The sequence below is a fragment of the Cupriavidus sp. UGS-1 genome (assembly GCF_021213615.1).
Taxonomy (GTDB): Bacteria; Pseudomonadota; Gammaproteobacteria; order Burkholderiales; family Burkholderiaceae; genus Cupriavidus.
The window spans coordinates 33,852-59,636 of sequence record NZ_JAJQJF010000015.1 but is presented as its reverse complement, the minus strand read 5'-3'; the positions used below and the strand labels follow the sequence as shown (position 1 = coordinate 59,636).

The 25,785-nt window shown below is 68.5% G+C and carries 22 protein-coding genes; 14 read left to right on the top strand and 8 right to left on the bottom strand.

Going from position 1 to position 25,785, the window contains the following annotated elements:
• Positions 1–84: 84 nt before the first annotated feature.
• Together dnaK and LRR16_RS18380 are read right to left on the bottom strand one after the other, a co-directional pair.
• Positions 85–2,040, bottom strand: a complete 1,956-nt coding sequence (dnaK, locus tag LRR16_RS18385) for a molecular chaperone DnaK (RefSeq protein WP_006575624.1) — start codon at positions 2,038–2,040, stop codon at positions 85–87.
• A gap of 185 nt (positions 2,041–2,225) precedes the next feature.
• Positions 2,226–2,777, bottom strand: coding sequence for a cob(I)yrinic acid a,c-diamide adenosyltransferase (locus tag LRR16_RS18380; RefSeq protein ID WP_232206770.1), 552 nt, complete (start codon positions 2,775–2,777; stop codon positions 2,226–2,228).
• 201 nt (positions 2,778–2,978) lie between these two features.
• Here LRR16_RS18380 and LRR16_RS18375 point away from each other — a divergent pair, with 201 nt between their 5' ends.
• The 9 genes from LRR16_RS18375 to LRR16_RS18335 all read left to right on the top strand — a co-directional run bounded on the left by LRR16_RS18375 (position 2,979) and on the right by LRR16_RS18335 (position 13,423).
• On the top strand, positions 2,979–4,397 hold the full coding sequence (locus LRR16_RS18375) for an FAD-binding oxidoreductase (RefSeq protein ID WP_232206769.1): 1,419 nt from the start codon (positions 2,979–2,981) through the stop codon (positions 4,395–4,397).
• A gap of 39 nt (positions 4,398–4,436) precedes the next feature.
• On the top strand, positions 4,437–5,327 hold the full coding sequence (locus LRR16_RS18370) for a LysR substrate-binding domain-containing protein (protein ID WP_006575626.1): 891 nt from the start codon (positions 4,437–4,439) through the stop codon (positions 5,325–5,327).
• A gap of 156 nt (positions 5,328–5,483) precedes the next feature.
• Entirely contained in the window at positions 5,484–7,007 is a 1,524-nt protein-coding gene (locus tag LRR16_RS18365; RefSeq protein ID WP_006575627.1) for an FAD-linked oxidase C-terminal domain-containing protein, read from the top strand.
• A 17-nt stretch (positions 7,008–7,024) separates the two neighbouring features.
• Complete coding sequence (locus tag LRR16_RS18360) at positions 7,025–7,969, top strand: ion transporter (protein WP_006575628.1); 945 nt, start codon at positions 7,025–7,027, stop codon at positions 7,967–7,969.
• Between the two features lie 121 nt (positions 7,970–8,090).
• Positions 8,091–9,197 (top strand): glycolate oxidase subunit GlcE, encoded by a 1,107-nt coding sequence (gene glcE / locus LRR16_RS18355; protein WP_232206768.1) that lies wholly within the window; start codon positions 8,091–8,093, stop codon positions 9,195–9,197.
• A 144-nt stretch (positions 9,198–9,341) separates the two neighbouring features.
• Positions 9,342–10,586: a glycolate oxidase subunit GlcF gene (glcF, locus tag LRR16_RS18350; protein ID WP_232206767.1), complete on the top strand. Its 1,245-nt coding sequence runs from the start codon at positions 9,342–9,344 to the stop codon at positions 10,584–10,586.
• Between the two features lie 68 nt (positions 10,587–10,654).
• Positions 10,655–11,062: a CidA/LrgA family protein gene (locus tag LRR16_RS18345; RefSeq protein WP_064576525.1), complete on the top strand. Its 408-nt coding sequence runs from the start codon at positions 10,655–10,657 to the stop codon at positions 11,060–11,062.
• Positions 11,059–11,781 carry an LrgB family protein gene (locus LRR16_RS18340; protein ID WP_006578593.1) on the top strand — a complete coding sequence of 241 codons (723 nt, stop codon included), beginning with the start codon at positions 11,059–11,061 and terminating at the stop codon, positions 11,779–11,781. Before LRR16_RS18345 ends, LRR16_RS18340 begins: the two co-directional genes overlap by 4 nt.
• A gap of 85 nt (positions 11,782–11,866) precedes the next feature.
• Positions 11,867–13,423 (top strand): BCCT family transporter, encoded by a 1,557-nt coding sequence (locus LRR16_RS18335; RefSeq protein WP_006578594.1) that lies wholly within the window; start codon positions 11,867–11,869, stop codon positions 13,421–13,423.
• A 54-nt stretch (positions 13,424–13,477) separates the two neighbouring features.
• Here the strand turns inward: LRR16_RS18335 and LRR16_RS18330 are convergent, their stop codons facing one another.
• Complete coding sequence (locus tag LRR16_RS18330) at positions 13,478–13,972, bottom strand: glutathione peroxidase (RefSeq protein ID WP_006580237.1); 495 nt, start codon at positions 13,970–13,972, stop codon at positions 13,478–13,480.
• A gap of 90 nt (positions 13,973–14,062) precedes the next feature.
• On the opposite strand from LRR16_RS18330, the gene LRR16_RS18325 reads away from it, so the two are divergent.
• Together LRR16_RS18325 and proC are read left to right on the top strand one after the other, a co-directional pair.
• On the top strand, positions 14,063–14,761 hold the full coding sequence (locus tag LRR16_RS18325) for a YggS family pyridoxal phosphate-dependent enzyme (protein WP_023263946.1): 699 nt from the start codon (positions 14,063–14,065) through the stop codon (positions 14,759–14,761).
• 76 nt (positions 14,762–14,837) lie between these two features.
• Positions 14,838–15,677: a pyrroline-5-carboxylate reductase gene (gene proC, locus LRR16_RS18320; protein ID WP_023263945.1), complete on the top strand. Its 840-nt coding sequence runs from the start codon at positions 14,838–14,840 to the stop codon at positions 15,675–15,677.
• Between the two features lie 112 nt (positions 15,678–15,789).
• Here the strand turns inward: proC and ubiA are convergent, their stop codons facing one another.
• The 5 genes from ubiA to recG all read right to left on the bottom strand — a co-directional run bounded on the left by ubiA (position 15,790) and on the right by recG (position 22,822).
• The gene (gene ubiA, locus LRR16_RS18315; RefSeq protein WP_232206766.1) at positions 15,790–16,647 is read right to left on the bottom strand and encodes a 4-hydroxybenzoate octaprenyltransferase; all 858 of its coding nucleotides are present in this window, start codon (positions 16,645–16,647) and stop codon (positions 15,790–15,792) included.
• A 173-nt stretch (positions 16,648–16,820) separates the two neighbouring features.
• Positions 16,821–17,306, bottom strand: coding sequence for a Dps family protein (locus LRR16_RS18310; RefSeq protein ID WP_006577618.1), 486 nt, complete (start codon positions 17,304–17,306; stop codon positions 16,821–16,823).
• Positions 17,307–17,465: 159 nt separating this feature from the next.
• Complete coding sequence (locus LRR16_RS18305; protein WP_023263944.1) at positions 17,466–18,914, bottom strand: catalase; 1,449 nt, start codon at positions 18,912–18,914, stop codon at positions 17,466–17,468.
• 421 nt (positions 18,915–19,335) lie between these two features.
• A complete protein-coding gene (locus tag LRR16_RS18300; RefSeq protein WP_006577620.1) occupies positions 19,336–20,286 on the bottom strand; it encodes a LysR substrate-binding domain-containing protein in 951 nt (316 codons plus the stop codon).
• Between the two features lie 274 nt (positions 20,287–20,560).
• Positions 20,561–22,822, bottom strand: coding sequence for an ATP-dependent DNA helicase RecG (gene recG / locus LRR16_RS18295; protein WP_232206765.1), 2,262 nt, complete (start codon positions 22,820–22,822; stop codon positions 20,561–20,563).
• Positions 22,823–23,101: 279 nt separating this feature from the next.
• On the opposite strand from recG, the gene queA reads away from it, so the two are divergent.
• The 3 genes from queA (at position 23,102) to yajC (ending at position 25,777) form a co-directional block, all read left to right on the top strand.
• Positions 23,102–24,139, top strand: coding sequence for a tRNA preQ1(34) S-adenosylmethionine ribosyltransferase-isomerase QueA (queA, locus tag LRR16_RS18290; RefSeq protein WP_232206764.1), 1,038 nt, complete (start codon positions 23,102–23,104; stop codon positions 24,137–24,139).
• A gap of 46 nt (positions 24,140–24,185) precedes the next feature.
• The gene (tgt, locus tag LRR16_RS18285) at positions 24,186–25,316 is read left to right on the top strand and encodes a tRNA guanosine(34) transglycosylase Tgt (RefSeq protein ID WP_232206763.1); all 1,131 of its coding nucleotides are present in this window, start codon (positions 24,186–24,188) and stop codon (positions 25,314–25,316) included.
• Between the two features lie 131 nt (positions 25,317–25,447).
• Positions 25,448–25,777, top strand: coding sequence for a preprotein translocase subunit YajC (gene yajC, locus LRR16_RS18280; RefSeq protein WP_006577207.1), 330 nt, complete (start codon positions 25,448–25,450; stop codon positions 25,775–25,777).
• Positions 25,778–25,785: the final 8 nt, after the last annotated feature.

Here is a 25,785-nt window from a genome sequence, read left to right as displayed (position 1 = left end):
CCGCGCTTGGTCCGATATCCGCCGCCCGGCGTCGGGACTGGCATGGCGCCGGCGCAAGGCCCGCGCCATCCCATGTCCGTCGCATTACTTCTTGTCGTTGACTTCCTTGAACTCGGCATCCACGACGTTGTCGTCCTGCGGCTGCGCGTCGTGCGCACCGCCGGCCGCGCCAGCGCCGGCACCCGCACCGGCGGCGCCGGATTCGCCCGCCTTGGCCTGCATGTCGGCGTAGACCTTCTCGCCCAGCTTCTGGCTGACTTCGGACAGCGCCGCGACCTTGGCGTCGATCTCGGTCTTGTCGCCGCCGCGTGCGGCGTCTTCCAGTTCCTTGATCGCAGCCTCGATCTTTTCCTTCTCGCCCGACTCCAGCTTGTCGCCGTACTCGGTCAGCGCCTTGCGGGTCGAGTGCACCAGCGCATCGGCCTGGTTGCGCGCATCGGCCAGTTCGCGGGCCTTGCGGTCTTCCTCGGCATTGGCCTCGGCGTCCTTGACCATGCGCTGGATTTCTTCTTCCGACAGACCCGAGTTGGCCTTGATCGTGATCCGGTTTTCCTTGCCGGTCGCCTTGTCCTTGGCGCCGACGTGCAGGATGCCGTTGGCGTCGATGTCGAACGACACCTCGATCTGCGGCATGCCGCGCGGCGCCGGAGCGATGCCTTCCAGGTTGAACTCGCCCAGCAGCTTGTTGCCGCTGGCCATCTCGCGCTCACCCTGGTAGACCTTGATCGTCACCGCCGGCTGGTTGTCGTCGGCCGTCGAGAACACCTGCGCATGCTTGGTCGGGATCGTGGTGTTCTTGCTGATCATCTTGGTCATCACGCCGCCCAGCGTCTCGATGCCCAGCGACAGCGGGGTCACGTCGAGCAGCAGCACGTCTTTGCGATCGCCGGACAGCACCGAGCCCTGGATCGCCGCGCCAACCGCCACGGCTTCATCCGGGTTCACGTCCTTGCGCGCGTCGCGGCCGAAGAACTCGCGCACCTGCTCCTGCACCTTCGGCATGCGGGTCATGCCGCCGACCAGGATCACGTCGTCGATGTCGCTGACCTTGACGCCCGCGTCCTTGATCGCGATGCGGCACGGTTCGATGGTGCGGGTGATCAGTTCCTCGACCAGCGCTTCGAACTTGGCGCGGGTGATCTTCAGGTTCAAGTGCTTCGGGCCCGAGGCATCGGCCGTGATGTACGGCAGATTGATTTCGGTCTGCTGCGAGCTCGACAGTTCGATCTTGGCCTTTTCGGCGGCTTCCTTCAGGCGCTGCAGCGCGAGCACGTCCTTGGACAGGTCGACGCCCTGCTCCTTCTTGAACTCGCCGATGATGTAGTCGATCAGGCGCTGGTCGAAGTCCTCGCCACCGAGGAAGGTGTCGCCGTTGGTCGACAGCACTTCGAACTGCTTCTCGCCGTCGACGTCCGCGATCTCGATGATCGAGATGTCGAAGGTACCGCCGCCGAGGTCATACACCGCGATCTTGCGGTCGCCCTTCTCGTTCTTGTCCATGCCGAAGGCCAGCGCGGCCGCGGTCGGCTCGTTGATGATGCGCTTGACTTCCAGGCCGGCAATGCGGCCCGCGTCCTTGGTGGCCTGGCGCTGGGCGTCGTTGAAGTACGCCGGCACGGTGATGACCGCTTCGGTCACCGGCTCGCCGAGGTAGTCCTCGGCGGTCTTCTTCATCTTGCGCAGCACTTCGGCCGAGACTTGCGGCGGGGCCAGCTTCTGGTCGCGGACCGACACCCAGGCGTCGCCGTTGTCGGCCTTGACGATCGAGTACGGCATCAGCCCGATGTCCTTCTGGACTTCCTTCTCTTCGAACTTGCGGCCGATCAGCCGTTTGACGGCGTACAGGGTGTTGCGGGGATTGGTCACTGCCTGGCGCTTGGCGGGGGCGCCGACCAGGATCTCGCCGTCTTCCATGTAGGCGATGACCGAGGGGGTGGTACGCGCCCCTTCCGAGTTCTCGATCACCTTGGGGGTGTTGCCCTCCATGATCGAGACGCAGCTGTTGGTGGTACCGAGGTCGATACCGATGATCTTACCCATTTATTCTCTCCTCTTGAGCCATCGCTATCCGCGCGGCCTCAACTCAACCTGAGGCCGAAGTGTGGCCGGCCGGCACCTTTTCAAGGGCGGAGCCGGCAAATCCGAGTAATTTTGTTGGTTTTTAGGGCGCCCCGGCTCGGGCGCCGCCGGGGCGAGAATCCGCCCGAACCGTCACTTATGTCAAATCAATTCTTGCAGCCGCGTTGCCACTGCACGTCGGTCTGCCCGCCGGCCCGGTTGGCGACGCGCGCCAGCACGAACAGCAGGTCCGACAGCCGGTTCAGGTACTGGCGGGGCGCCTCGTTGACCGCTTCGACGGCGCCCAGCGCGACCAGCGCCCGTTCTGCGCGCCGGCAGACGGTGCGGCAGACATGGGCAAGCGCCGCGGCGCGGGTGCCGCCCGGCAGGATGAATTCGGCCAGCCGCGGCAGATCGGCGTTGTAGTGCGCGAGCCAGTCGTCGAGCTGGGCGACCTGCTCGGGCTTGACCAGCGTGTACCCGGGGATCGACAGCTCGCCGCCCAGATCGAACAGGTCGTGCTGGATATGCAGCAGCGCGGCGCGGATGTCGTCGGGCAGCGCCTCGGTCAGCAGCACCCCGAGCTGCGCGTTCAGTTCGTCCACCTCGCCGATCGCGGCGATGCGCAGGCTGTCCTTGCCGGTGCGGCTGCCGTCGCCCAGTCCGGTGGTGCCCGCGTCGCCTGTGCGGGTCGCGATCCGGCTCAATCGATTGCCCATGGAAGTTCTCCCTGTCGAAGCCGCATTATGGCGCGGCATGCACGCGGCGTAGAATAACGGGGTCCGCAACACCCGGCCGCCCCCGCGCGGCCGCATCCAGACAAAGGGCAGCGGCTCGGCGGTCGCCCAGAATGACGACCATTCATGGCCACCGCGGCCAGCCAAGGCAAAGCCGCCCGCCCAGCCTCGCCGGAGACCAGCATGAACCATCCCACGCCCCACGCCGCCCTGACCCGCCGTCCGCTGCCGCCGGAAGTGGCCGACGCCCTGCAGGCGCGCTTCGGCGAGCGCTTCACCACGTCGGCCGGCGTGCGCGATCACCACGGGCGCGACGAATCGCCGTTTCCGCCGGCCCCGCCCGATGCCGTCGTGTTCGCCCACAGCACCGAGGAAGTCGCCGAGGTCGCCAGGCTGTGCAACGCCCATGGCGTGCCGCTGATTCCCTACGGCGCGGGCTCGTCGCTGGAGGGCCATTTGCTGGCCGTGGCCGGCGGCATCAGCCTGGACCTGTCGCAGATGAACCAGGTGCTGGCGGTGCAGCCGGAAGACCTGACCGTTACCGTTCAGCCGGGCGTCACCCGCAAGCAGCTGAACCAGGAAATCAAGGACACCGGCCTGTTCTTCCCGATCGATCCGGGCGCCGACGCTTCGCTTGGCGGCATGTGCGCGACGCGGGCGTCGGGCACCAACGCCGTGCGCTACGGCACGATGCGCGAGAACGTGCTGGCGCTGACCGTGGTCACCGCCGACGGCCGCGTGATCAAGACCGGCACCCATGCCCGCAAGTCCTCGGCCGGCTACGACCTGACCCGGCTGTTCGTCGGCAGCGAAGGCACGCTCGGCATCATCACCGAGATCACCGTGCGGCTGTATCCGCAGCCCGAGGCGATCTCGGCCGCGGTCTGCGCCTTCCCCGACATGGGCAGCGCGGTGCGGGCCGTGATCGACACGATCCAGCTCGGCGTGCCGGTGGCGCGGGTCGAGTTCGTCGACGCGCTGGCGATCCGCGCGATCAACCGCCACGATCGCCTGACGCTGCCGGAAAGCCCGCACCTGTTCTTCGAATTCCACGGTACCGAGGCCGGCGTGCGCGAGCAGGCCGAGACCGTGCAGCAGATCACCGCCGAGCATGGCGGCCAGGGTTTCGAATGGGCGACGCGGCCGGAAGACCGCAGCCGGCTGTGGAACGCCCGCCATACCGCCTACTTCGCGATGCTGCAGCTCAAGCCGGGCTGCCGCGCGGTGACCACCGACGTCTGCGTGCCGATCTCGCGGCTGGCCGACTGCGTGGTCCAGACCGAGCGCGACCTCATCGCGTCCGGCCTGCCCTGCCCGATCGTGGGCCACGTCGGCGACGGCAATTTCCACGTGGCGATCCTGACCGATCCCGTCAAGCCCGAGGAGCTGGAACAGGCCGAGGCGCTGAACGCGGCGATCGTCTCGCGCGCGCTGGCGATGGGCGGTACCTGTACCGGCGAGCACGGTGTCGGCCTGCACAAGATGGACTTCCTGGTCAGCGAGCATGGGGAGGACGCGCTGGACCTGATGCGCGCGATCAAGCGGGCGCTGGACCCGAACGGCATCCTCAATCCGGGCAAGATCTTCCGCCCGAGCCGCTGAGTCCCGCGAGCAACACCCGACATAACCGATATCCCACTCATGGCCGCGCTGTTCAACCGCATCCCGCCGCTCCATCTGCTGATCGCCTTCGAGGCGGCGTCGCGGCTGGGCAGCTTCGCCCGCGCGGCCGAGGAGCTGTCGGTGACGCCCAGCGCGGTGTCGCACAGGATCAAGAATCTCGAGGAGCTGTGGGGCGAGGACCTGTTCGTGCGCGCCAACACCGCGCTGCGGCTGACCGCGGCCGGCACCCGCTATCTGCGCAATGTGCAGGACGCGCTCAAGTCGCTGAACGAGCTGGCCCGGCCCGAGTACAACAAGATGCGCACGCGGCTGCGGGTCGCCACGCCGCCGACCTTCGGCCGCCAGCATCTGGTGCCGCGGCTGCCCGAGTTCGGCGCGCTCTATCCGCATATCGACCTGGAACTGCAGCTGGCCATTCCCTTCCTCGATGTGAAGGCCGAGGACACCGACGTCGAGATCCGCTATGGCACGGGCCGCTATCCGGACCTGAAGACCACGCGGCTGCTGGTCGAGCCGGTGTTTCCGGCCTGCGGCCGCGAGTACTATGAACGGATCGACGGACGCTCGATCACGCGCCCCGAGCACCTGGCCAATCTGGTGCTGCTGCGCAGTCCGCTGGAGCCGTGGAAGCCCTGGTTCGAGACCGCCGGGCTCGACTGGCCCGAGCCGCAGAGCGGCCCCCAGTTCAACGACATCGGTTTCATGCTCGAGGCGGTCGCCTCGAACCAGGGCGTGGCCCTGGTGCGCCAGCGCATGGCGCGGCACTGGCTGTCGCTGGGCCAGATGGTGCGGCTGCTCGATATCGAATCGGAGTCGCCGCATGGCTACTACATCGTCGAGCGCGAACAGGCGCCGCTCAAGCCCGAGGCCCGCTACTTCGTCGACTGGCTGCTCAGCCTCGAGTGGTAAGACGCGGCGCGATGCCGCCCCGGCATGAACGGATTTGATCGGCGCGGCGCGCCGAATTCACGTGTGGCGGCGGCTGCGCGGGCATGGCCTGCGCTATAGTCTGCCGTCCCCGCCTCGCCCGCGCCGCCAGCGCCGCGAGGCCATACAGGAGTCGCCATGAACGCCCCGCAAGACGCCGCCATCCCCGCGGCCTCCTCCGCCGCGCTGGCCGCCGCGCTGTCGCCCGAGCAGACCGCAGAGCTGCTGCGCGAACTCGCGCGCATCCTTCCCGAGCCGGCGCTGCTGACGCGCCCCGAGGACACGGTCCCCTATGAATGCGACGGCCTGGCGGCCTATCGCCAGGTCCCGCTCGCGGTGGTCCTGCCCGACAGCGAGGAGCAGGTGATCGCGATCCTGCGGCTGTGCCACCGGCTGCGCGTGCCCGTGGTGCCGCGCGGCGCCGGCACCAGCCTGTCCGGCGGCGCGATGCCGATCGCCAGCGGCGTGGTGCTGTCGCTCGCCAAGTTCAAGCGCATCGTGTCGATCGATCCGCTGTCGCGCACCGCCGTGGTCCAGCCGGGCGTGCGCAATCTGGCCATTTCCGAAGCCGCCGCGCCGTACGGCCTGTACTACGCGCCCGATCCCTCGTCGCAGATCGCCTGCACCATCGGCGGCAATGTCGCCGAAAATTCCGGCGGCGTGCATTGCCTGAAATACGGCCTGACCGTCCACAACGTGCTGCGCGTGCGCGCGATCACGATGCAAGGCGAGGTGGTCGAGTTCGGCAGCGCCGCGCCCGACGCGCCGGGCCTGGACCTGCTGGCGGTACTGATCGGCTCGGAGGGCATGCTGGCGGTCACGACGGAAGTCACCGTCAAGCTGGTGCCGCGGCCGCAGCTGGCGCAGGTCATCATGGCCAGCTTCGATGACGTCGAGAAAGGCGGCAATGCGGTCGCCGACGTGATCGCCGCCGGCATCATCCCGGCCGGGCTCGAGATGATGGACAAGCCGGCGACCGCCGCGGTCGAGGAATTCGTCCATGCCGGCTACGACCTCGACGCCGCCGCGATCCTGCTGTGCGAATCCGATGGCACGCCGGAGGAAGTGGCCGAGGAAATCGAGCGGATGAGCGAGGTGCTGCGCGCCTCCGGCGCGACCCGCATCGCGGTGTCGCAAAGCGAGCCCGAGCGGCTGCGCTTCTGGAGCGGCCGCAAGAACGCCTTCCCGGCCGCCGGCCGGATCTCGCCGGACTACTACTGCATGGACGGCACCATCCCGCGCAAGCACATCGGCACGCTGCTCAAGCGCATCGAGCAGATGGAGCACAAGTACGGCCTGCGCTGCATCAACGTGTTCCATGCCGGCGACGGCAACATGCACCCGCTGATCCTGTTCGATGGCGCGGACCATGACGAGTGGCAGCGCGCCGAGCTGTTCGGCGCCGACATCCTGGAGACCTGCGTCGAACTCGGCGGCACCGTCACCGGCGAACACGGCGTCGGCGTCGAGAAGCTCAATTCGATGTGCGTGCAGTTCGCGCCCGAAGAGCGCGAGGCCTTCCTGCGCGTCAAGGCGGCCTTCGACCCGGCGCGGCTGCTCAATCCGGACAAGGCCATTCCGACGCTGGCGCGCTGCGCCGAATACGGCAAGATGCATGTGCGCCGCGGCCTGCTGCCGCATCCGGACCTGCCGCGCTTCTGAGCGAGGCCCGCACGCCGATGGCCAATTACCGCCAAGCCCCTCGCAACGACGGCCCCCGCCAGGCCCCGCGCGACGATCCGCGCCGCCGCCAGGAAGCGTTCGTGCGCCAGTATCTGGGCAAGCCCGAGACCGGCTGGCGCCAGCGCTGGTACACGATCATCTTCGAGGCCGATACGCGCGAGGGCCGGCAGTTCGATGTGGCGTTGCTGCTGGCCATCGTCGCCAGCGTGCTGGTGGTGATGTTCGACAGCGTGCCGGCGATCCACGCGCGGCTCGGCGTGGGCTTCACCGTGCTCGAGTGGATGTTCACGCTGCTGTTTACCGCCGAGTACGTGATGCGGATCCTGGTGGTGCGGCGGCCGCTGCGCTACGTGTTCAGCTTCTTCGGCATCATCGACTTCATTTCGATCATGCCGACCTGGCTGGCCTTCTTCATGCCGGAGCTGGCCTTCCTGATCGACGTGCGCCTGCTGCGGCTGCTGCGCGTGTTCCGGATCCTGAAGCTGACCGTCTACTTCGAGGAGGCGCAGATCCTCTACCGCGCGCTGGCCAACAGCCGGCGCAAGATCGCGGTCTTCCTCGGCACGGTGTTCATCATCACCGTGATCCTCGGCACCGTGATGTATGTGGTCGAGGGTCCGGAAAACGGCTTCGTCAGCATTCCGCGCAGCATGTACTGGGCGGTCGTGACGCTGACCACCACGGGCTACGGCGACATGGTGCCCAAGACCGCGTTCGGGCAGTTCATCACCTCGCTGACGATCCTGCTGGGCTACGGCATCATCGCCTTCCCGACCGGCATCGTCGGCGCGGAACTGGCCGCCAGCATCATCCGGCGCCCGCTGACCACGCGCACCTGCGTGCATTGCCTGACGGAAGGGCACGACCCCGACGCCTCCTATTGCAAGCACTGCGGCAAGAAGCTGCCGCCGTATCAGGTCGAGGTCGGCGACAACGCCTGACGCGGCGCGACGAGGATCGACCGGACAACAGAACCAGAGCGCCCGCCGGCGCGGCCGCGTGCCGCGCGCAGGACGCCCCGAACCCCAGAAAACCAGAACCCCAGCCATCCCTGCCAACGCCATGCAAGACAAGCTCGACGCCTTTCGCGATGCCATCCGGCACGCCGCCGCCAGCCGTACGCCGCTGCGCTTCACCGGCGGCGGCAGCAAGGACTTCTACGGCCAGCCGCCCCAGGGCGAGGTGCTGGACACGCGCGGCCATGCCGGCATCGTCGACTACGACCCCGCGGAGTTGGTGATCACCGCGCGCTGCGGCACGCCGCTGGCCGAGATCGAGGCGACGCTGGCCGAACGGCGCCAGATGCTGGCCTTCGAGCCGCCCCACTTCGCCGGCGCCGACGGCGTCAGCCGGGCGACGCTGGGCGGCGCGGTCGCGGCCGGCCTGTCCGGCCCGCGCCGGCAGTCCGTTGGCGCGCTGCGCGACTTCGTGCTCGGCGTGCAGATGATGGACGGCCGCGGCGACACGCTGCAGTTCGGCGGGCAGGTGATGAAGAACGTCGCCGGCTACGATGTGTCGCGGCTGATCGCCGGCTCGCTCGGCACCCTGGGACTGATTCTCGAAGTCTCGCTGAAGGTGCTGCCGGTGCCGTTCGACGATGCCACGCTGCGCTTTGAACTGAACGAGGCCGAGGCGCTCGAGCGCCTGAACCAGTGGGGTGGCCAGCCGCTGCCGATCGCCGCGTCGGTCTGGCACGACGGCGTGCTGCACGTGCGGCTGTCCGGCGCGGCGGCGGCGTTGCGCGCGGCGCGCGAACGCCTGGGCGGCGAGGCGATGGAACAGGGCGAGGCGCAGGCGCTGTGGCAGGCGCTGCGCGAACAGACGCATCCGTTCTTCGCGCCGTCCCATGCCGGCGCGCCGCTGTGGCGCCTGGCGGTGCCGACCACGGCCGCGCCGCTGGCCCTGCCCTCCGCGGCGGGCGGCACGCAGTTGATCGAATGGGGCGGCGGCCAGCGCTGGTGGATTCCGGCGCAGCCGGTACCGGCCGCGCAGGTGCGGGCGATCGCCCACGCCGCTGGAGGACACGCGACGCTGTTTCGCCACGGCGACAAATCCGAAGGCGTGTTCACGCCGCAGTCCGCGCCGCTGATGGCGATCCACGCGCGGCTGAAGGCGGCCTTCGATCCGGCCGGCATCTTCAATCCGGGGCGGCTGTATCCGGAGCTCTGAATCGGCGCTCCCTTCGTTCCTTCCCCCATTCGCCCATTCGCCCATTCGCCCATTCGCTAGACAAGCGTCCCGGCAAGTCCCCGCGACAAACCCGAACAACAAGCCAACCGACAAGCCGGCGCGACAAACCCTCTGGTCCCTATCATGCAAACGACCCTGGCCGATTTCCTCCGCGACACGCCCGATGGCGAAGAAGCCAAGTCCATCGTCGGCAAGTGCGTGCACTGCGGCTTCTGTACCGCGACCTGCCCGACCTATCAGCTGCTCGGCGACGAGCTCGACGGCCCGCGGGGGCGCATTTACCTGATGAAGCAGGTGCTCGAGGGCAACCCCGTCACCGAAAGCACGCGGCTGCATCTGGACCGCTGCCTGACCTGCCGCAACTGCGAGTCGACCTGCCCGTCCGGCGTGACCTACGGCCGGCTGGTCGATATCGGCCGCCAGGTCGTCGACGAGCGGCTGGCCGAGCAGGGCCTGCATCGCCCGGCGCGCCAGCGCATCGCGCGCTGGGTGCTGCGCGAAGGGCTGACGCGCCCTCGCCTGTTTGGGGCGGCGATGCGCATGGGGCAACTGGTGCGTCCGCTGCTGCCCGAGGTGCTGCGCAACAAGGTGCCGGTCGCCGCGCCGGCCGGCGCATGGCCGCGACGCGAGCACGCCCGCAAGATGCTGCTGCTGGCCGGCTGCGTGCAGCCGTCGATGTCGCCCGGCATCAATGCCGCGACCGCGCGCGTGTTCGATCGTCTCGGCGTGCAGATGGTGGTCGCGCCCGAGGCCGGTTGTTGCGGGGCAATCCGCTATCACAATGGCGACCATCCGGGCGGCCTCGACAATATGCGCCGCAATATCGATGCATGGTGGCCGCATGTCGAGGCCGGCGCCGAGGCCATCGTGATGAATGCGTCGGGCTGCGGCGTGATGGTCAAGGAGTACGGCCATCTGCTGCGCCACGACCCGGAGTACGCCGAACGCGCGGCCCGCATCTCGGCGCTGACGCGCGACGTCTCCGAGTTGCTGCCGGCCTTCGCCGAGCCGCTGAAGCGGCTGGCCGAGGCCGCGCCGCCGCCCGAGCAACGGGTCGCGTGGCACCCACCCTGCACGCTGCAGCACGGCCAGCAGATTCGCGGCAAGGTGGAGGCGCTCTTGACCGCACTCGGCGTGGAGGTCAAACTCTGCGCTGACAGCCACCTGTGCTGCGGATCGGCGGGCACCTACTCGGTGTTGCAGCCGGACCTGGCCTATCGCCTGCGCGACGACAAGCTCGCCAAACTGCAGGCCACGCAGCCGGACACCATCGTGTCCGCCAATATCGGCTGCATCACCCATCTGCAAAGCGGCACGCAGACGCCGGTGCTGCACTGGATCGAACTGGTGGATCGCATGCTCGGTTGACGGTGCGCGGGAGGCTGCCGCCGGTGGAATCGCGGTGATTCCGCCTGGCCGACCAACCTGCCTCTCGCATGCTTCAGACGCTTGCCATCCTGCTGGTATTCCAATCCGTGGGCGAGGTGTTCAGCTACGCGCTGCGCCTGCCCGTTCCCGGTCCCGTGATCGGCATGATCCTGCTGTTCTGCTGGCTCGCGATCGACGATCGCCTGCTGGCGATCATCCAGGGCACCACCGCCGAACTGCTCAAGCATCTGTCGCTGCTGTTCGTGCCGGCCGGCGTCGGCATCATGGTGCACGGCAGCCGCATCGGCGGCGAATGGATGCCGATCATCGTCGCGCTCGTGCTGTCCACCTGGCTGGCGATCGCGACCACCGCGCTCGTCACGCGCGCGCTGATGCGCAAGCCCCCGGCTTCGCCTTCCGCCCCTTCCAGCCCTTCCGCGGACGATGCCGCGAACGGCGCGGGAGAGACGCGATGACGCCGCGCCTGAACGAGATCTGGGTCTATCTGGCCGCCAGCCCGCTGCTCGGGCTGACCGCGACGCTGCTGGCCTATGTGTTCGCCTTCCGCATCTACGAGCGCGCGCGTTTCTCGCCGCTGGCCAATCCGGTAATGATCTCGGTCGCGCTGCTGGTCGCGGTGCTGACCGTGACCGGCACGCCGTACCAGACCTACTTCGACGGCGCCCAGTTCGTGCACTTCCTGCTCGGCCCTGCCACCGTGGCGCTGGCGGTGCCGCTGTACCAGCAATTGCCGAAGCTGCGCGCGCACGTGCTGCCGCTGCTGGGCGGGCTGCTGGCGGGCTCGCTGGTCGCGGTGGTGTCGGCGGTCGGCATCGCCTGGCTGCTGGGCGCCTCGCCCGAGGTGGTGCGCTCGCTGGCGCCCAAGTCGGTGACCATTCCGATCGCGATGGGCGTCGCAGAAAAGATCGGCGGCCTGCCGTCGCTGACCGCCGTGCTGGTGATGGGCACCGGCATCATCGGCGCGATCAGCGCGACCAAGATCCTGAACCTGCTCGGCATGCGTGACTACAGCGTGCGCGGCTTCGCCACCGGGCTGGCGGCGCATGGCATCGGCACCGCGCGCGCCTTCCAGGTCAACCAGGAGGCCGGCGCCTTCGCCGCGCTCGGCATGGGCCTGAACGGCGTGCTGACCGCCGTGCTGGTGCCGTTGCTGGCGACGTGGATGCCGCGCTGATTTGCGCCGATCGGCGCTGAACCCGCCGCAGCGCGCTTCGGCGCCGGCAACGCAGGACCGAACGACAACCGACCGGGAGAACGCGATGGTACTGAAGCTGGCTCTGGCGCTCGTCTCGCTGTTCGTGCTGTGGGGCGCGCTGGCGCCCGACCAGCTCGGCGCGACGATGCAATGGCTGCTGACGGGCGTGATCGCCCGCTTCGGCTGGTTCTATCTGCTGACGATGTTCGGCTTCCTGGTGTTCGCGCTGTACCTGGCGTTCGGCCGCTTCGGCAGCATCCGGCTTGGCGGCGAAGACGCGGAACCGCAGTTTCACCGGCTCAGCTGGTTCTCGATGCTGTTCGCCGCCGGCATGGGCATCGGCCTGGTCTTCTGGGGCGTGGCCGAACCGGTGTCGCACCTGATCAAGCCGCCGCAGGGACTCGAACCGCTGACGCCGCAGGCTGCCGGCACCGGGCTGCGCTACGCACTGTTCCACTGGGGCCTGCATCCGTGGGCCGCCTATTCGGTGGTCGCGCTGGCGCTGGCCTTCTTCCAGTTCAACCGCGACCGGCCGATGCTGATCAGCACGACCTTCGAGCCGCTGATCGGCGCGCGCGCCAACGGGCCGCTCGGCAAGTGGATCGACGTGCTGGCGCTGATCGCCACCGCGTTCGGCGTCGCCACCTCGCTTGGGCTGGGCGCGCTGCAGATCAATGCCGGCCTGTACCGGGTGTTCGGCGTGCCCAACGATATCGCGGTCGAGCTGATCATCATCGCGGTGGCCGGCGCGCTGTACATCCTGTCGTCGCTGAGCGGACTGACGCGCGGCATCCAGTGGCTCAGCAATCTGAACATGGTGCTGGCCGTGCTGCTGCTGTTGACGGTATTCGTGCTGGGGCCGACCTCGTTCATCCTGGACGCGCTGACCACCACGATCGGCGCCTATCTGGACAACCTGATCGGCATGAGCATGCGGATGACGCCGTTCAGCCAGGGCACCTGGGTCGCCGACTGGACACTGTTCTACTGGGCCTGGTGGATCGCCTGGGCGCCGTTCGTCGGCACCTTCATCGCGCGCATCTCGAAGGGCCGCACCATCCGCGAGTTCATCGTCGGCGTGCTGCTGGCGCCGACGCTGATCAGCTTCCTGTGGTTCGGTGTGTTCGGCGGCGCGGGGCTGTATGCGTCGATGTTCCAGAACGTGCCGGTGGTGCAGGCGGTCCAGCAGGATCCGTCGCTGGCGCTGTTCGCGCTGCTGGACGCCTACCCGGCGGCGACGCTGACATCGATCCTGGCGATCGTGCTGGTCACCGTATTCTTCGTGACCTCGGCGGACTCGGCGACCTTCGTGCTCGGCATGATGTCCGACCACGGCAATCCGCGTCCGCCGGCGCGGCTCAAGCTGATCTGGGGCGTGCTGATCGCGCTGATCGCCGGCGTGCTGCTGGTGTCCGGCGGGCTCAAGGGATTGCAGTCGATGTCGATCCTGGCGGCGCTGCCCTTCGCGGTGGTGATGGCCGCGATGTGCGTCAGCCTGTTCCGTGCGCTCGACGAGGAATCGACCCGGCTGGAGCGCCGGCACCGCGCGCGTGACCGGCTGCTCGAGCGGCTGCTGCGCGACCGCGAAACCCAGCCGCCGGCGGGGCCGCCGCAGGACTGAGCGGCCGCTGGCGACGGCCGGCGCCGCCTCGGTGCGCCGCCTCGGTGCGCCGGCTCAGTGCGCCGGTTCGGCCAGCAGCGTCTCGATGTCGGCCTCGATGTCCTCCGGCTTGGTGGTCGGCGCATAGCGCTTGTACACCGTGCCGTCGCGGCGCAGCAGGAACTTGGTGAAGTTCCACTTGATCGCCTCGATGCCGAGCAGCCCCGGCTTTTGCCCGGTCAGCCAGCGATACAGCGGATGCGCGTTGGCGCCGTTGACATCGATCTTGGCGAACATCGGAAAACTGACCTGGAAGCGCGATTCGCAGAACTGGCCGATCTGCTGCGCATCGCCGGGCTCCTGCTTGCCGAACTGGTTGCAGGGGAAGCCCAGCACCGCGAAGCCGCGGCCCGCATGGCGCTCGTGCAGCCGCTGCAGCCCGGCGTACTGCGGTGTGAAACCGCATTCGCTGGCGGTATTGACGATCAGCAGCACCTTGCCCTCGAACTGCGATAGCGAGACCGGTTGGCCGGCCAGCGATTCGGCGGTGAACTGATAGACGTTGTCCATGGCGTGTTCCTGTCGGCGATTGGATCGGGAGCAAACACTATAATGGCCTACCCCTAGTTGCCAACCGTTTCTTTAGATGTTTGCCGAATCATGTCGGTCATAGCCGCGAATCTGCAAGCCGTGCGCCGGCGCCTTGCCGCCGCCGAACTCGAGGCGGGCCGATCGGCCGGCGACGTATCGCTGCTGGCGGTGTCCAAGACCTTCCCGCCGGGGGCCGTGCGCGAGGCCTTCGACGCGGGCCAGCGGGCCTTCGGCGAGAACTACGTGCAGGAAGGCCTGGACAAGATCGCCGCGCTGGCATCGTTGCGCGAGCAGCTGTCGTGGCACTTCATCGGCCCGCTGCAAAGCAACAAGACGCGTGCGGTGGCCGAGCACTTCGACTGGGTCCATTCGGTCGACCGGCTGCGCATCGCCGAGCGGCTGTCGGCGCAGCGCCCGGCCTCGATGGGGCCGCTGCAGGTCTGCATCCAGGTCAATATCAGCGGCGAGGCCAGCAAAAGCGGCGTGGCGCCGGCCGACGTGCTGCCTCTTGCCCGCGCGATCGCGCCCCTGCCCAATCTGCATCTGCGCGGGCTGATGGCGATTCCCGAGCCGGAGGAAGACATCGCGGCGCAGCGCCGCCCGTTCGCCGCGCTGCGCGCGCTGCTGGCCACGCTGCGCGAGGATGGCCTCGCGGTCGACACGCTGTCGATGGGCATGTCCGGCGACCTCGAGGCGGCGGTGGCCGAGGGCGCGACCATCGTGCGCGTCGGCACCGCGATCTTCGGCTCGCGTCCGCGTCCGGCCTGAACCTGGCTTGAACCTGGCCGGCACCTCTGTGCCCATCTTCCGAACCCCACATCCAGACTCACAGCGAGACCCACCCATGCTCACCACCCTGACCTTCGGCTTCGTCGGCGGCGGCAACCTTGCCACCGCGCTGATCGGCGGCCTGATCGCCCGCGGCGTGCCGCCGACCTCGATCCGCGTCGCCGACCCGTACGCGCCGGCACGCGAGCGGCTGGCGCGCGAGCAGCGCGTGCATACCGTCGAGACGCCCGACGTCGAACTGGCCGGCAGCGACGTGATCGTGATGGCGACCAAGCCGCAGCAGTTCCGCGAGGCGGCCGAACAGCTGCTGCCGCATCTGCGCACTGCCGGCAGCCGCGGCCTGGTGATCAGCGTGGCCGCCGGCATCCGCCTGCAGGACATCCAGCGCTGGCTCGGCGGTCATGCGCGCGTGGTGCGCTCGATGCCGAATACGCCGGCGCTGGCCGGCAAGGGCATGACGGGCTTGAGCGCGCCGGCCAGCCTGTCGGCCGAGGACCGCGCGATCGCCACCGCGCTGGCCGAGGCGGTCGGCCAGTGCGTCTGGCTCGACAACGATGCGCAGATGGATGCGGTCACCGCGGTCTCGGGCAGCGGTCCGGCGTATGTGTTCTACGTGATCGAGGCGATGGAGCGCGCGGCCACCGAACTGGGGCTGACCGCGGCGCAGGGCCGCCAGCTGGCGATCGAGACGTTCCGCGGCGCGGCCGCGCTGGCCGCGCAGTCGAGCGAGCCGGTGGCCACGCTGCGCGAGCGCGTGACGTCCAAGGGCGGCACGACCTACGCGGCGCTGACGGTGCTGGAGCAATCGGGCGTCGGCGATGCCTTCGTCAAGGCGGTCCACGCCGCGGCGGCGCGCGGCGCGCAGATGGGCGAGGAATTCGGCAAGGAGGGTTGAGTCCGGAGCCAGCGCCAAGATCGCTGTCGTCCCCGCGCAGGCGGGACCCAGCGGCTTTCAGCCGCCCCCCTTGGGAGTCGCTGGGTTCCCGCCTGCGCGGGAACGACAGGCTCTACCGCAGTGCGTAGGCCAGCGCGGTACCGGCGAACACCCAGGCGCCCAGCCAGTTGTTGTGCCGGAATGCCGCGAAGCACTGCATGCGGTCGCGCCCGCGGATCAGCGTGTAGTGATACAGCGCGGTGACGGCGGCGGCCGCCAGGCCGAGCCAGTACGGCCAGCCCAGCCCGAGCATGCTGCCGGCCAGCGCCATCAGCGCCAGGAAGCCCGCGTAACAGATCATGATCGCCGCGACATCGAAGCGTCCGAACGTGATCGCCGAGGTCTTCATGCCGATCAGCAGGTCGTCGTCGCGATCGACCATCGCGTAGGCGGTGTCGTAGGCGACCGACCAGAACACATTGGCGAGCAGCATCAGCCAGGCCACCGGCGGCACCTGCTCCTGCACCGCGGCGAACGCCATCGGGATGCCGAAGCCGAACGCGATGCCCAGATAGGCCTGCGGAATCGCGAAGAAGCGCTTGAAGAACGGATAGGTCGCCGCGACGATCACCGCGACCACCGACAGCCACTTGGTCAGCGCGTTCAGCGGCAGGATCAGCAGAAAGGCCAGCACGGCCAGCGTGCCCGCGACCGCCAGCGCCTCCCAGGCCTGGATGCGCCCGGCGGTCAGCGGCCGCTCGCGTGTGCGCTTCACATGCTTGTCGAAATCCCGGTCGGCCCAGTCGTTCATCGCGCAGCCGGCCGAGCGCATCAGGAAGGTGCCCACCACGAAGATCCAGAAGATCGGCCACGGCGGCGGGCCGCCGGCGGCCATCCACAGCGCCCACAAGGTCGGCCACAGCAACAGCAGCGTGCCGATCGGCTTGTCGATGCGCACCAGGCGCGCGTACAGGGCGAGACGTTCGAACATCGGGGTCGGGCGGTGGGAGGGGGACAGCGGCACGGGCGGACAGGCAGGAAGCGGGATCGAGAATGAAGCCCAGCGGTTGCCGTCAGGTTCGATTGCCCCTGGCGAGGCCCCTGCTGCAACCTGAAACGATACGCCGCCGGCATCGGCGGCGCATCGTCACGACACCGGCCCGTTCAGGCCAGCATCGAGCGCAGCATCCACGCGGTCTTTTCGTGGGTCTGCATGCGCTGGGTCAGCAGATCGGCCGACGGCTCGTCGGCGGCGGCCTCGACCAGCGGGAAGATCGAGCGCGCGGTGCGCACCACGGCCTCCTGGCCCTCGACCAGCTTGCGGATCATCTCGGTGGCCTCGGGCACGCCCTCTTCCTCCTGGATCGACGACAGCCGCGCGTATTCCTTGTAGGTGCCCGGTGCCGGATAGCCCAGCGCGCGGATGCGTTCGGCGATCGAATCGACCGCCAGCGCCAGTTCGTTGTACTGCGTTTCGAACATCAGATGCAGCGTGTTGAACATCGGGCCGGTGACGTTCCAGTGGAAGTTGTGCGTCTTCAGATAAAGCGTGTAGGTGTCCGCGAGCAGCTTGGACAGGCCCTCGGCGATCTTCTTGCGGTCCTTGTCCGAAATCCCGATGTTCACGCTCATCTCGTTCTTCTTCGCCATGATCGATACGCTCCGTTCTGATGTGGCCACGACAAACTGCGGAAAAATGCGACGGGGCCGCGAGCGGAATCTCCGCCTGCGGCCCGGCATCGCATTATGGCATCCCGCGGCGAATGCGGACAAACCCGCACGCACCGGCTGGGCGCCATGCGACGATCGTCAACGTACGTTCAGCGCCTGCTCCACCCCCTGCGCGTAGGCCGGATCGATCTTGCGGAAGTGCGCGAGCTGGACCTGCACGATGTCGGCCGGCACGCCCTGCATCGCCGCCGCGATATTGCCGAACAGCCGTTGGCGCTGGCCTTCGTCGAACAGCTGGAACAGCGCGCGCGGCTGGCTGTAGTAATCGTCGTCGTCCGCCCGGTGATCGAAGCGGTCCGCCACCGCGCCGACCGCCAGCGGCGGCTCGACCGCGCGCTCGCCGGCCGCGAAGGCGCCCTGCCGGTTCGGCTCGTAGTTCAGCTTGCTGCCCTGGTTGCCGTCGACGCGCATCGCGCCGTCCCGGTGGAAGCTGTTGTGGAACGGGCATTTCGGCGCGTTGACCGGGATCTGGTGGTGATTGACGCCGAGCCGGTAGCGCTGCGTGTCGCCGTACGAGAACAGCCGTCCCTGCAGCATCCGGTCCGGCGAGAAGCCGATGCCGGGCACGATGTTGGACGGGTTCATCGCGACCTGCTCGACCTCGGCGAAGTAATTGTCCGGGTTGCGGTTCAGTTCCAGCACGCCGACGTCGATCAGCGGGTAGTCGGCATGCGGCCAGACCTTGGTCAGGTCGAACGGATTGATCCGATAGGTCGCCGCGTCGGCCTCCGGCATGATCTGTACCTGCAGCTTCCAGCGCGGGAAATTGCCCTGCTCGATGTGTTCGTACAGGTCGCGCTGCGCGCTCTCGCGGTCGCCCGCCACGACCTTCGCCGCTTCCTCGTTGGTCCAGTTGGCGATGCCCTGCTGCGACTTGAAGTGGAACTTGACCCAGAAGCGCTCGCCGGCGGCGTTGATGAACGAGTAGGTGTGCGAGCCGAAGCCGTGCATCTGCCGGTAGTTCTGCGGCAGGCCGCGATCGCTCATCAGGATGGTGACCTGGTGCAGCGATTCCGGATGGCGCGACCAGAAGTCCCAGACCGCGATCGGGTCACGCAGATTGGTGCGCGGATTGCGCTTCTGCGTGTGGATGAAGTCGGGGAATTTCAGCGGATCGCGGACGAAGAACACCGGCGTGTTGTTGCCGACCACGTCCCAGTTGCCCTCGTCCGTATAGAACTTGACCGAGAAGCCGCGCACGTCGCGCTCGGCATCGGCGGCGCCGCGCTCGCCGGCCACCGTCGAGAAGCGCAGGAACAGCGGGGTCTGCTTGCCGACCTCGGCGAAGATCGAGGCCTTGGTGTACTGCGTGATGTCGTGCGTCACCGTGAAGGTGCCGTGGGCGCCCGAGCCCTTGGCATGCACGCGGCGCTCGGGAATGACCTCGCGGTCGAAGTGGGCGAGCTTCTCCAGGAACCAGACGTCCTGCAGCAGCATCGGACCGCGCACGCCGGCGGTCAGCGAATTCTGGTTGTCGGCGACCGGCGCGCCGGCGGCGGTGGTGAGGATGTCCTTGTCCTTGCTCATCGTGACCTCTGCTGGTGGGGATACGGGGAATACGGAGATACGGGGGTGCGCGGAACGGCTGCGCAAAACGGCTGCGCCAACGCGCGCGAGACTACGCGCCGTTTGCGATGCCGCCGTGACGCCGCGTTCGCCGGCCGTCAATAGACGGTGGCGAAACAGGCCAGGCAGTCGGTCAGCTGACGGCGCAGGTCGCGCCAGACGGCGCCCGGGGCGGGCAACGACAAGGGACGATTGCGGTTCATGCTGACTCCTTCTGCGAGCGGTATCGTGCGTCGATGGAAGGAGTTTAACAATCACCTATTGGTATGAGAATTTAATTATTTAAAACTATGATATAGCGTAAAGCTAACAGCGCCTTTGCAAGGCAATGCGGTCCCCGCCTGCGCGGGGACGACCGTGGATGCAGCGGGATGGGAAAGGGTCAGGCCGCCTTGGCCAGCGCGTCCGGCGTCAGCTTGCGCACGCCCGGCAGATCGCAGGCCGCGACCGCCGCGCACAGCGCTTCCATCGCCGGCAGCCGGGTGAAGCTCTTGCGCCAGGCCAGCACGACGCGGCGATCGGGCACCGGCTCGGCGAACGGCACGTAGGACAGCAGATCGTTGCCGGCCTGCAGGTCCGGCACCGAGGTACGCGGCAGCACGGTAATGCCGACGCCGCTGGCGACCATATGGCGGATGGTCTCGAGCGACGAGCCCTCGAAGGTCTTCTGGATGCCGTCGGCCGCCTGGGAGAAGCGCGACAGCTCCGGGCAGACGCCCAGCACATGGTCGCGGAAGCAGTGGCCGCTGCCCAGCAGCAGCATGGTTTGCTGCTTCAGTTCGTCGGGCGCGACGTGCTCGGCCTTTTCCAGCTGATGGCCGCGCGGCACCGCGACGACGAAGGGCTCGTCGTACAGCGGCCGCACCGTCAGGCCCGAGTCGGGGAACGGCTCGGCCATGATCGCGCAGTCGATCTCGCCCTGCTTGAGCAGCTCGATCAGCTTGACCGTGTAGTTCTCCTGCAGCATCAGCGGCATCTGCGGCACGGTCTGGATCATCTGCTTGACCAGCGCCGGCAACAGGTACGGCCCGATCGTGTAGATCACGCCGACCCGCAGCGGTCCGGCCAGCGGATCCTTGCCCTGCTTGGCGATCTCGCGGATCGCCATGGTTTGCTCCAGCACCCGCTGCGCCTGCGCGACGATCTGCTCGCCGACCGCGGTCACCGACACCTCGGAGGTACCGCGCTCGAAGATCTGCACGTTCAGCTCGTCTTCCAGCTTCTTGATCGCCACCGACAGCGTCGGCTGCGACACGAAGCAAGCCTCGGCGGCGCGGCCGAAATGGCGCTCTCGCGCGACGGCAACGATGTACTTCAGTTCGGTCAGCGTCATGTCGTATCGGCTTGGGACGGTTGCGGTGGAGCGGGCGATTCTCGCGAGATTGCCAGACGTTGCTGTACGTTGCCGGACGTGTCCCGGCGGACCGGTGCGGCCGGCGGGACGGTGGAATCGCCGCGAAAGCACGTGACAGAAGTGCTTCGCAAATTATCGCTTTTCGGAAGCGATAGATTTTACCTTCGAATCGAGGTTCTGTCAGAGCCGCGCGGCAAAGCGGCGCCGGCTGCTCTTGCCTGCGACGCCCCGCCGGTGGCCGCCGCAGGCGATTTCAAGCCTTCAGAAAGTGCTCCCGCCCACCGAGCCAGCGCGACAGGTGCGCCTGCGCCGCCTCCGGGTAGCGGCCCAGCAGCAGCTCGGCGGCCTGCTGTGCCGGTTCGACCAGCCAGGCGTCGGTCTCGAGGTCGGCGAAGCGCAGCATCGCCTCGCCGGACTGGCGCGCCCCGAGGAATTCGCCGGGCCCGCGGATCTGCAGGTCGCGCCGCGCGATCTCGAAGCCGTCGGTGGTCTCGCGCATCGTCGCCAGCCGCTGCTTGGCGGTGGGCGACAGCGGCGCCTGGTACATCAGCAGGCAGACCGACTCGGCGCTGCCCCGGCCGACGCGGCCGCGCAGCTGGTGCAGCTGCGCGAGGCCGAAGCGCTCGGCATGCTCGATCACCATCAGCGAGGCATTGGGCACGTCGACGCCGACCTCGATCACCGTGGTAGCGACCAGTACCTGCAGACGGTTGGCCGAGAACGCGTCCATCACCGCGGCCTTCTCGGCCGGCGGCAGCCGGCCATGGACCAGCCCGACCTTCAGGTCCGGCAAGGCGGCGGCCAGCGTCTCGAAGGTTTCCTGCGCGGTCTGCAGCTGCAGCGCCTCGCTCTCCTCGATCAGCGGGCAGACCCAGTAGACCTGCCGGCCCTGGGCGGCGGCGTGGTGCACGCGCTCGATCACCTCGTCGCGGCGGGCGTCGTTGACCAGCCGCGTGACCACCGGACTGCGGCCGGGCGGCAGTTCGTCGATCACCGAGACGTCGAGATCGGCGTAATAGGTCATCGCCAGCGTGCGCGGGATCGGCGTGGCCGACATCATCAGCTGGTGCGGTACCGTGGCGGGCTCGTCGGACTGTTGCGCAGTCGCGGCGCCGTGCTGGTCCGGCCCTTCCACGCCGTCGGCCTTGCCGCGCAGCGCCAGCCGCTGCGCCACGCCAAAGCGATGCTGCTCGTCGACGACCGACAGGCCCAGCCTGGCGAAGCGCACCGCGTCCTGGATCAGCGCATGGGTGCCGATCGCCAGTTGCGCCTGGCCCGATTCGACCCGCGCCACGGCCTCGCGCTTTTCGGTGCGCTTCAGGCTGCCGGCCAGCCACACCACCTCGACGCCCAAGGGCGCCAGCCAACCCGACAGCTTGCGGTAGTGCTGCTCGGCCAGGATCTCGGTCGGCGCCATCAGCGCGGCCTGGTAGCCGGCGTCGATCGCCTGGCAGGCGGCCAGCGCGGCGACGATGGTCTTGCCGCTGCCGACGTCGCCCTGCAACAGCCGGTGCATCGGGTGCGGCGCGCCCATGTCGGCAGCGATCTCCCTGACCACGCGCTGCTGCGCGCCGGTCAGCGCGAACGGCAGCGCGGCGAGGAATCGGTCGAGCAGGCCGCCGGCGCGGCGCGGCATCGGCGGCGCGTTGCGGGCGCGGCGGGCGGCCTGCGCGCGCTTGAGCGACAACTGCTGGGCCAGCAGCTCGTCGAACTTGATCCGGACCCACGCCGGATGGGAGCGGTCGATCAGCGCGGCCTCGTCGACCTGCGGCGGCGGCGCATGCAGCAGCCGCAGCGATTCGGCCAGCGGCTGCAGCTTCAACGGCGCCAGCGGCCCGTCCAGCAGCGGCCGCGGCAGCGTCTCCGGCAGCGGCGTGCGCTGCAGCGCCCCGCCGATCGCCTTGCGCAGATAGGCCTGCGAGATGCCGGCGGTGGCCGGGTACACCGGGGTCAGCCGGTCCGGCAGCGGCTCGTCGGGGCCGACCGGACGCACGACCGGATGGATCATCTCGGCGCCGAAGAAGCCGCCGCGGACCTCGCCGCGCACGCGCAGCCGCACGCCCTCGGCCATCTGCCTGGCCTGGCTGCCGTAGAAATTGAGAAAGCGCAGCGTCAGCTCGCCGCTGTCGTCGGCGATGCGCACCACCAGTTGCCGGCGCGGCCGCAGCGTGACCTCGCTCGACACCACCTCGCCCTCGACCTGCACGGCAAAGCCCAGGCCTGCCCGATGCACGGCCTCGCGGATCGGCAGCAGCGTGGTCTCGTCCTCGTAGCGCATCGGCAGATGCAGCACCAGGTCGACGTCGCGCTTCAGGCCGAGCTTGGCGAGCTTGGCCATCGCCGACGACGGCGCGCCGGGCTTGGCGGATTTCGCGGCCGCGGCGGGCTTGGTCGACCTGGACGTCGACTTGGACGCCGACTCGGACGCCGACTTGGGCGTCGGCTTGCCGGCCGGCTTGGCCGATTGCGGCTGGGCGTCTGGCTTGGGCGTGCGTTCGCTGGCGGTGACGGGCATCGAGGCGGTGGTCGGCAGGGCGCGGCGGCGCCGCTGGCGTGTCGGATCGGATCGGGGAAAACGGCTGGGCCGTCGGCGCTTTGCGGGCCGCCCCGGCGGAATACCCGCCATCACGGCCAGCGCGGCAAGCCTGGCGGCCGAAGCCTTACAATAGCGGGTCCGCCGATTGTACCCATGCCTGCGCCGCGCGCTCCAGGCGCTACTGGCGGTTCCCCAACCTGCTGCCGTCCCGTTTCGTATGCGCCGGCCTCGTTTCGAGGCGCCGGCCCCTGTCCTTTTATGCTGACGCTGTCCGATTTCGATTTTCCGCTGCCGCCCGAACTGATCGCCCAGACGGCGCTGCCCGACCGCAGCGCGAGCCGGCTGCTGGTCGTGCGGACCGGCGCGGACGGCGCCACGGAGCTCGACGACCGGGCCTTCGCGGACCTGACCGACTATCTGCGCCCGAACGACCTGCTGGTGTTCAACGACACCCGCGTGATCAAGGCCCGCTTCTTCGGCCAGAAGGCCAGCGGCGGCAAGGTCGAGGTGCTGGTCGAGCGCGTGCTCGACAACGACACGGTGCTGGCCCAGGTACGCGCCTCGAAGACGCCGGCCGAGGGCAGCACGCTGCGGCTGGCCGATGCCTTCGATGTCACGGTCGGCCCGCGCGTGGACCAGTTCTTCACGCTGCGCTTTCCCGAGCCGGCGCTGGACCTGATCGAGCGCTTCGGCCGGCTGCCGCTGCCGCCGTATATCACGCACGATCCCGACGCCTACGACGAGACGCGCTATCAGACCGTCTATGCCTGTCATCCGGGCGCGGTGGCGGCGCCGACGGCCGGGCTGCATTTCGACGACGCGCTGTTCGCGCGGCTCGACGCCCACGGCGTGCGGCGCGCCTTCCTGACGCTGCATGTGGGCGCCGGCACCTTCCAGCCGGTGCGCACCGAGAACCTGGCCGAACACAAGATGCACTCGGAGTGGTACGCGATCTCCGAGGAACTGGCGCAGGCGGTGCGCGACACCCGGGCCGCCGGCGGCCGTGTGATCGCGGTCGGCACCACCTCGCTGCGCGCGCTGGAATCGGCCGCGACGCCCGAGGGCGAGCTGGTGGCCGGCAGCGGGGACACCGACATCTTCATCACGCCGGGCTACCGCTTCAGGCTGGTCGACGCGCTGATCACCAACTTCCACTTGCCCAAGTCGACGCTGCTGATGCTGGTGTCCGCGCTGGCCGGCATCGAGCCGATCCGCGTCGCCTATCGCCATGCGGTCGAGCAGCGCTATCGCTTCTTCAGCTATGGCGACGCGATGCTGCTGCAGCGCCAGCGCTGAGCCGCCGGCACGCCTTGCCCCAACGAATCTCCGCCACCGCTACCCCATGCTCCAATTCGAACTGCTCACCACCGATGGCAACGCCCGCCGTGGCCGTGTCACCCTGAACCACGGCGTGGTCGAGACGCCGATCTTCATGCCGGTCGGCACCTATGGCTCGGTCAAGGCGATGTCGCCGCTGGAGCTGAACGAGATCGGCGCGCAGATCATCCTCGGCAATACCTTCCATCTGTGGCTGCGGCCCGGGCTCGAGGTCATCGACACCCACCAGGGCCTGCACCGCTTCATCGGCTGGGACAAGCCGATCCTGACGGACTCGGGCGGCTTCCAGGTGTTCTCGCTGGGCGAGCTGCGCAAGATCACCGAGGACGGCGTGACCTTCGCCTCGCCGGTCAACGGCGACAAGCTGTTCCTGTCGCCGGAGATCTCGATGCAGATCCAGCGCACGTTGAACTCCGACATCGTGATGCAGTTCGACGAATGCACGCCGTACGAGATCGAGGGCCGGCCGGCCACGCACGAGGAGGCCGCGCGCTCGATGCGGATGAGCCTGCGCTGGGCAAAACGCTCGCGCGACGAGTTCGAGCGGCTGGCCAACCCCAACGCGTTGTTCGGCATCGTCCAGGGCGGCATGTTCGAGGACCTGCGCGACGAGTCGCTGGCCGGGCTGTCGGAGCTCGGTTTCCATGGCCTGGCGATCGGCGGGCTGTCGGTCGGCGAGCCCAAGGAAGACATGATGCGGGTGCTCGAACACGTCGGCCCGCGGCTGCCGGCGGACAAGCCGCACTATCTGATGGGCGTGGGCACGCCCGAAGACCTGGTGGCGGGCGTGGCGGCGGGGGTCGACATGTTCGACTGCGTGATGCCCACCCGCAATGCGCGCAACGGCTGGCTGTTCACGCGCTACGGCGACGTCAAGATCAAGAATGCCACGCACCGCAACGATCCGCGCCCGCTGGACGAAAGCTGCGCCTGCTACACCTGCCGCAATTTCTCCCGGGCCTATCTGCACCATCTGCACCGGGTCGGAGAAATTCTGGGCGCGCGGCTCAATACGATCCACAATCTGTATTACTACCTGCAGCTGATGCGCGAAATCCGCGAGGCGATCGAGCAGCACCGCTTCGACGCCTTCCGCCGCCAGTTCGCCGCCGACCGGGCGCGCGGCACGCAGTAGACGGGCCTGCCGGCCCTGCCGCCGGCCGTGCGAGACGGGGCTGTCCGGGCGGGCGAAGAAGCGCCTGAACCGGCCGAAGCGGGTGATAGAATGCCCGATTCCTTGAATGTAATTTGTGACGGAGAAGCAACGTGCTGATTTCGAACGCATTTGCCCAGGCCACCGGCGGAGCCGGCGGCGCGGCGGGTGGCCTGATGAGTTTCCTGCCGATCATCCTGATGTTCGCGGTGCTGTGGTTCATCATGATCCGCCCGCAGATGAAGCGGCAGAAGGAAGCGAAGGCGATGCTGGAAGCGCTGGCCAAGAACGACGAAGTCGTGACCGCCGGCGGCATCCTGGGCCGGATCACCAAGGTCAACGAGCAGTATGTGACGCTGGAAATCGCCGAAGGCACCGAGATCACGGTGCAGAAGAACGCCGTCACCGCGGTGCTGCCGAAGGGTTCGCTCAAGGCGCTCTGAGCCCCTCG

What these genes read in the sequence shown, in the direction of transcription:
- LRR16_RS18345 (WP_064576525.1), top strand. Translation starts at nt 10,655, where the DNA reads ATGCTTCAGACGCTTGCCATCCTGCTGGTATTCCAATCCGTGGGCGAG.
- glcE (WP_232206768.1), top strand. Translation starts at nt 8,091, where the DNA reads ATGCAAGACAAGCTCGACGCCTTTCGCGATGCCATCCGGCACGCCGCC.
- LRR16_RS18305 (WP_023263944.1), bottom strand. Translation starts at nt 18,914, where the DNA reads ATGAGCAAGGACAAGGACATCCTCACCACCGCCGCCGGCGCGCCGGTC.
- dnaK (WP_006575624.1), bottom strand. Translation starts at nt 2,040, where the DNA reads ATGGGTAAGATCATCGGTATCGACCTCGGTACCACCAACAGCTGCGTC.
- LRR16_RS18380 (WP_232206770.1), bottom strand. Translation starts at nt 2,777, where the DNA reads ATGGGCAATCGATTGAGCCGGATCGCGACCCGCACAGGCGACGCGGGC.
- LRR16_RS18335 (WP_006578594.1), top strand. Translation starts at nt 11,867, where the DNA reads ATGGTACTGAAGCTGGCTCTGGCGCTCGTCTCGCTGTTCGTGCTGTGG.
- proC (WP_023263945.1), top strand. Translation starts at nt 14,838, where the DNA reads ATGCTCACCACCCTGACCTTCGGCTTCGTCGGCGGCGGCAACCTTGCC.
- LRR16_RS18365 (WP_006575627.1), top strand. Translation starts at nt 5,484, where the DNA reads ATGAACGCCCCGCAAGACGCCGCCATCCCCGCGGCCTCCTCCGCCGCG.
- tgt (WP_232206763.1), top strand. Translation starts at nt 24,186, where the DNA reads ATGCTCCAATTCGAACTGCTCACCACCGATGGCAACGCCCGCCGTGGC.
- LRR16_RS18340 (WP_006578593.1), top strand. Translation starts at nt 11,059, where the DNA reads ATGACGCCGCGCCTGAACGAGATCTGGGTCTATCTGGCCGCCAGCCCG.
- LRR16_RS18325 (WP_023263946.1), top strand. Translation starts at nt 14,063, where the DNA reads ATGTCGGTCATAGCCGCGAATCTGCAAGCCGTGCGCCGGCGCCTTGCC.
- LRR16_RS18300 (WP_006577620.1), bottom strand. Translation starts at nt 20,286, where the DNA reads ATGACGCTGACCGAACTGAAGTACATCGTTGCCGTCGCGCGAGAGCGC.
- glcF (WP_232206767.1), top strand. Translation starts at nt 9,342, where the DNA reads ATGCAAACGACCCTGGCCGATTTCCTCCGCGACACGCCCGATGGCGAA.
- LRR16_RS18375 (WP_232206769.1), top strand. Translation starts at nt 2,979, where the DNA reads ATGAACCATCCCACGCCCCACGCCGCCCTGACCCGCCGTCCGCTGCCG.
- LRR16_RS18310 (WP_006577618.1), bottom strand. Translation starts at nt 17,306, where the DNA reads ATGGCGAAGAAGAACGAGATGAGCGTGAACATCGGGATTTCGGACAAG.
- LRR16_RS18360 (WP_006575628.1), top strand. Translation starts at nt 7,025, where the DNA reads ATGGCCAATTACCGCCAAGCCCCTCGCAACGACGGCCCCCGCCAGGCC.
- ubiA (WP_232206766.1), bottom strand. Translation starts at nt 16,647, where the DNA reads ATGTTCGAACGTCTCGCCCTGTACGCGCGCCTGGTGCGCATCGACAAG.
- LRR16_RS18370 (WP_006575626.1), top strand. Translation starts at nt 4,437, where the DNA reads ATGGCCGCGCTGTTCAACCGCATCCCGCCGCTCCATCTGCTGATCGCC.
- recG (WP_232206765.1), bottom strand. Translation starts at nt 22,822, where the DNA reads ATGCCCGTCACCGCCAGCGAACGCACGCCCAAGCCAGACGCCCAGCCG.
- LRR16_RS18330 (WP_006580237.1), bottom strand. Translation starts at nt 13,972, where the DNA reads ATGGACAACGTCTATCAGTTCACCGCCGAATCGCTGGCCGGCCAACCG.
- queA (WP_232206764.1), top strand. Translation starts at nt 23,102, where the DNA reads ATGCTGACGCTGTCCGATTTCGATTTTCCGCTGCCGCCCGAACTGATC.